Origin of the sequence: uncultured Sphingomonas sp., from assembly GCF_946477935.1 — a bacterium.
Taxonomy (GTDB): domain Bacteria; phylum Pseudomonadota; class Alphaproteobacteria; order Sphingomonadales; family Sphingomonadaceae; genus Sphingomonas.
On the sequence record NZ_CAMLAC010000251.1, the window covers coordinates 1 to 4909 of the forward strand.

Here is a 4909-nt window from a genome sequence, read left to right on the forward strand (position 1 = left end):
AACTTCGGTGAGCCGACGCCTCCGCCGCCGCCGCCGCCGCCGGCTCCGGAAGTGGTCTGCTCGCCGGGTCCGTTCATCGTGTTCTTCGAGTGGGACAAGTCGGACATCACCCCGGAGGCCGCGTCGATCCTCGACAACGCCGTCACGCAGTACCAGTCGTGCGGCAACGCACAGGTCATGCTGGCCGGTTACACCGATACCTCGGGCGCCGCGCAGTACAATGTGGGCCTCTCGCAGCGTCGTGCAGACGCGGTGAAGGCGTACATGACCTCGCGTTCGATCCCGGACGGCGTGATCTCGACGGAAGCGTTCGGCGAAACCCGCCTGCGCGTCCAGACCGCCGACGGCGTGCGCGAAGTGCAGAACCGTCGCGTGGAAGTCACCTACGGGCCGGGTTCGGGCCAGTAAGCCCAACCCAGCTTCGGCTGACATGCGAGAGGGAGGTCGACGTAAAGTCGGCCTCCCTTTTGTTTTGCCCGTGATACCGGTTGGAACGTCCCGGCGGCTATCCGGGTCGGATGGTTTGGGCGTAATCCGCACCGACTTCCTCTTTACGCGCGCTTGGCGGGCGAACCCGGGCCTTTGACGTTCATGTCCGACGCATTCCGTATCGTTCGTCGCCGCACGCTGCTCACCGCGATGATCGTGGCGCCGCTGGCGCGGCCGGGGCGGGCGGTGGCGGCAGAGCATAATCTGGCGGACCTTGCTGCCGGTCTTGAGCGCCAGGTCGGAGGGCATCTGGGGGTGGCGCATTTCGTGCCGCGGACCGGGGCGTTGCGCGGGCATCGGCTGGACCAGCGCTTTCCCATGTGCAGCACCTTCAAGCTGCTCGCCTGCGCCGGCATGTTGGCGCGGGTGGATAAGGGGCGCGACCATCTTGATGCGCGCGTGGCGATACGCGAGGCGGACCTCATGGAGCATGCGCCGGTGACCGGCCGGCATGTCGGCGGCACGATGACCGTGGCCGATCTTTGCGCGGCAGCGGTTCGGGAGAGCGACAATGTCGCGGCAAACCTGTTGCTGCGGCGGCTGGGTGGGCCAGGGGGCGTGACCGGCGCTGCGCGGAGCCTGGGCGACCGGGTGACGCGGCTCGACCGGTGGGAGCCCGATCTCAACACCGCGCTACCCGGCGATCCGCGCGATACGACGACCCCCGCGGCGATGGCGCGGTTGGCGGGGCGCATCCTTGAAGGCGATGCACTGCTTGCTCGATCCCGTATGGTGCTGCGGCGCTGGATGGTGGAGACGCGAACCGGATTGACCCGCATTCGGGCCGGGTTGCCCGACAGTTGGACCGCCGGCGACAAGACGGGCAGCGGCGCCAACGGCACGACCAACGATGTTGCATGGATCCGGCCACCCGGCGGCGACCCGGCGATAGTCGCCATCTTCCTGACGGGCACACCGGCGAACGCGGATGCCCGCGACGCGGTATTCTCCACGATCGCGCAGCACGTTGCCGCCGGACGCTGAGGCCTTATGCCAATGCGGGTGCCAGCCAGGCGGGGATCAGCGCGTCTCCCAGCGCTTCCACCCGGCGATGTTCTACCATCAGGCCGAGATCGGGATAGGTCGCGCGGGTGCGGTCGCCGGGCTCCCCGAGCGGCGTCACGACCAGGCGGCGATTGACCTTCGCACGGTGATGCATTCGCGCGGTGTTCTCCTGCCCGACATAACAGCCCTTGGTGAAGCTGACGCCGTTCAGTTCGCGCGCATTGCATTCCAGCCACAGGGTTTCCCCCGCGCCGAGTTCGCCCACCCCCTCGGTGACGCCGAGGCGCAGGCGGTGTGCGTCCCAGCCTTGCGCGGGGATGCCTGCGGGGGCGAGCCAGCGACGGCCGAGCGCGGGCAGGCGCGGATCGGGAACACCGTGATCGCCGTGCGCACTCCAGTGCACCGCCAGATCGGCGCGTTCGATGGTGATCGCGCGGCGCAGGCGGTACATGGACAGGCGCCGCGAGAGCGCCTCCACCTGATCCGCCTCGGCATCGATCAGCACCGCATCGCCCTCCGCCCAGAGCAGGAAATCGAACAGCACCTTTCCCTGCGGGCTGAGCAACGCGGTCCATTGCGGGGCCTCGGGGCTCAGCAGTGCGACGTCCTGCGTCACCAGTCCTTGCAGAAAGCCGCGCACATCGTCGCCGGACAGGCGCAGCACGGCGCGGGTTGCAAGGGTCGTTCCCGGGGTGGTCTCGTTCATGACCACAAGGTAGGAGGGCGCACGCAACCGTGAAAGGCCCGGCCATGACGACGTTCGACCTCACCCTCACCGGCGGCACCGTGCACACCCCCGGCGGCCCCGTGCGCGCCGATGTCGGCGTGCGGGACGGGCGGATCGTCCATATCGGATCGGTGGGCGATGCCGGACGGCGCATCGACTGCACCGGACTCGACATCCTGCCGGGCGTGATCGACACGCAGGTGCATTTTCGCGAACCCGGCCTGGTCCACAAGGAGGATCTGGCGAGCGGCAGCCGCGCGGCCGTGATGGGCGGCGTGACCGCGGTGTTCGAGATGCCGAATACCAAACCCAATACCGATTCGGCCGAGGCGATCGCGGACAAGCTGGCGCGGGCCAGGGGCATGTATTGCGACCACGCTTTCTACGTCGGGGCCACCCACCACAACCCGCAGGCGCTGGCCGAGCTGGAGCGGATGCCGGGCACCGCGGGGGTGAAGATCTTCATGGGCGCATCGACCGGCGACCTGCTGGTCAGCGACGATGAAACGCTGGCGCAGGTGCTGCGCCACGGCCACCGCCGCGTCGCGATCCATGCCGAGGACGAGGATCGGATGAACGCGCGGGTGGGCGAGCGGATCGACGGCGATCCCGCCTCGCATCCGGTATGGCGCGACGACGAGAGCGCGCTGCTCGCCACGCGCCGCATCCTCCGGCTGGCGCGCGAGGCGGGGCGGCGGATCCATATCCTGCACGTCACCACGCCGGCCGAGCTGGAATATATCGCCGGCCACAAGGACATCGCCACCTGCGAGGTGACGCCGCAGCATCTGACGCTGGCGGGTGAGGACGCGTATCCGCGCCTTGGCACCTGGGCGCAGATGAACCCGCCGATCCGGTCGGGCGCGCACCGGGACGGCTTGTGGCACTGGCTGAACCAGGGCGTGCCCGACGTGATCGGCTCCGACCACGCGCCGCATACGGTGGAGGAAAAGGCCAAGCCCTATCCGCAGTCGCCCAGCGGCATGCCCGGCGTGCAGACGCTGCTGCCGCTGCTGCTCGACCATGCCGCGAACGGGCGGCTGACGTTGCAACGCGTGATCGAGCTGACCAGCGCGGGTGCGCAGCGCGTGTTCGGCATCGTCGGCAAGGGGCGGATCGCGGCGGGCTATGACGCCGACTTCACGATCGTCGATCTGAAGAAGCGCTGGACGGTCGAGGAGTCGTGGCTGCAGTCGCGCTGTGGCTGGTCGCCCTTCACGGGCATGGAACTGACCGGCAAGCCGATCGGCACCATCGTTCGTGGGCAGGTGGCGATGTGGGACGATACGCTGGCCGACGCACCGACCGGCCAGCCGCTGAAGTTCGAAGCGGTGGCGTTCGGCTGATCGGGGGGCGGAAAGGGTGATGGGCGTCCGGTGGTGAGCGACCACAGCCTGCTCACCTACCGGGATGACGGCGCGCAGCATCATCCCGGTGCCGTCGCCCATGACCTGGACGCCCTGCGCGCCGTACTCGGCCACCTGCCGCAAGGCGAGGCCGGTGTCCGCATCAGCGGCATCGCGGGGTTGCGCACCTTTCTGGCTGGCGGAGGCGCGATCGGCTCGATCGCGGCGGACATTCTGGGGCCGTCCGCGCGTGCCGTGCGGGCGATCCTGTTCAACAAGACCGCAGAGACGAACTGGTCACTGGCCTGGCATCAGGACCGCACGATCTGTGTTCGGCGCAGGGTCGATGTCGAAGGCTTCGGCCCCTGGACCGTCAAGGCCGGCCTGTGTCATGTCGCACCGCCCTTCGACCTGCTCGCCCGCATGATCACGTTGCGGGTCCATCTGGACGACACCCCCGCCACCAACGCCCCGCTGCTAATCGCGCCCGGCTCACACCGGCGCGGACGTATCCCGGTGAACGCGATCGACGGGATTGTCCGGGATTGCGGCACGCGCGCCTGCACCGCCGCGGCGGGAGACGTGTGGCTGTACGCCACGCCGATCCTGCATGCTTCCGAGGCCGCGTCCGTGCCGACCCATCGCCGGGTCCTTCAACTCGATTTCGCGGCGGACGATCTGCCGGGCGGCCTGGAATGGCTCGGCGTCTGACGATGCGCCGTCCGGCGGATCACGCCGCCCGTCAATGTCAGAAGGGCAACCAGCGCGAATTGTGGGTGAAGTTCATATAGCCGACATTCACGCCCGCGCGCCAGCCGACACCCAGGCGCACCGGGATCAGCACGACGTTACCGCGCCGGAGATAGGTCGCGGCGAACCCGCCGACGAAATACAGCCGGCCCTCCGCGGCGGGGAAGCGGTGGAACAGTTCCTCCGTGTCGTACAGATTATAGACGAGGACGAAGACCTTGTTGGCGTCGCCGCCGATATCGAAGCCGAGCGACGGGCCGGTCCAGTAGACGGGCATCTGTCCCTCCACCTTGTGCGTCATGATACCCGATCCATAGCGGACACCGACAACGAACGCGCCGGAGGCTTCGCGGCCGGCGATATAGGCGTTAGGGCGGCCCTGCTCCTTCAGGATGCGCTCCAGCATCCCGCCCAAGCCTTCCGCACCCTTGCCGAACACGCCTTCCCCGGCGGCGAGCAGATCGTCACGCTCGAACGTTTCGGAAGCTTGGGTAGTGGCGGTGGCACGTGCCTCCGATCCGGTCTGGCCGGTGGTGGTGGCGGGCGGTGGCGCAGGCGGCAAATCCTGCGTAGGTGCCGGAGCGGGCTGGGC

6 protein-coding genes are annotated in these 4909 nt (G+C 68.6%); 4 read left to right on the plus strand and 2 right to left on the minus strand.

The genetic code is table 11. From position 1 onward, the window contains the following. Both Q0U08_RS17715 and bla read left to right on the plus strand, forming a co-directional pair. A partial coding sequence (locus Q0U08_RS17715) for an OmpA family protein (protein ID WP_298092960.1) occupies window positions 1–408 on the plus strand: 408 nt, incomplete at its 5' end. A 183-nt stretch (window positions 409–591) separates the two neighbouring features. After that, the gene (gene bla, locus Q0U08_RS17720; RefSeq protein WP_298092962.1) at window positions 592–1473 is read left to right on the plus strand and encodes a class A beta-lactamase; all 882 of its coding nucleotides are present in this window, start codon (window positions 592–594) and stop codon (window positions 1471–1473) included. A 4-nt stretch (window positions 1474–1477) separates the two neighbouring features. On the opposite strand, the gene Q0U08_RS17725 is transcribed toward bla, so the two are convergent. Next, entirely contained in the window at window positions 1478–2200 is a 723-nt protein-coding gene (locus Q0U08_RS17725; protein ID WP_298092963.1) for a folate-binding protein, read from the minus strand. 44 nt (window positions 2201–2244) lie between these two features. Between Q0U08_RS17725 and Q0U08_RS17730 the strand changes: the two genes are divergently transcribed. Further along, the gene (locus Q0U08_RS17730) at window positions 2245–3567 is read left to right on the plus strand and encodes a dihydroorotase (protein WP_298092965.1); all 1323 of its coding nucleotides are present in this window, start codon (window positions 2245–2247) and stop codon (window positions 3565–3567) included. A gap of 33 nt (window positions 3568–3600) precedes the next feature. Then, entirely contained in the window at window positions 3601–4278 is a 678-nt protein-coding gene (locus Q0U08_RS17735; RefSeq protein WP_298092966.1) for a phytanoyl-CoA dioxygenase family protein, read from the plus strand. Between the two features lie 37 nt (window positions 4279–4315). Here Q0U08_RS17735 and Q0U08_RS17740 read toward each other — a convergent pair. After that, window positions 4316–4909 (minus strand): DUF1134 domain-containing protein (locus Q0U08_RS17740; protein ID WP_298092967.1); only part of this gene is annotated, 594 nt, incomplete at its 5' end.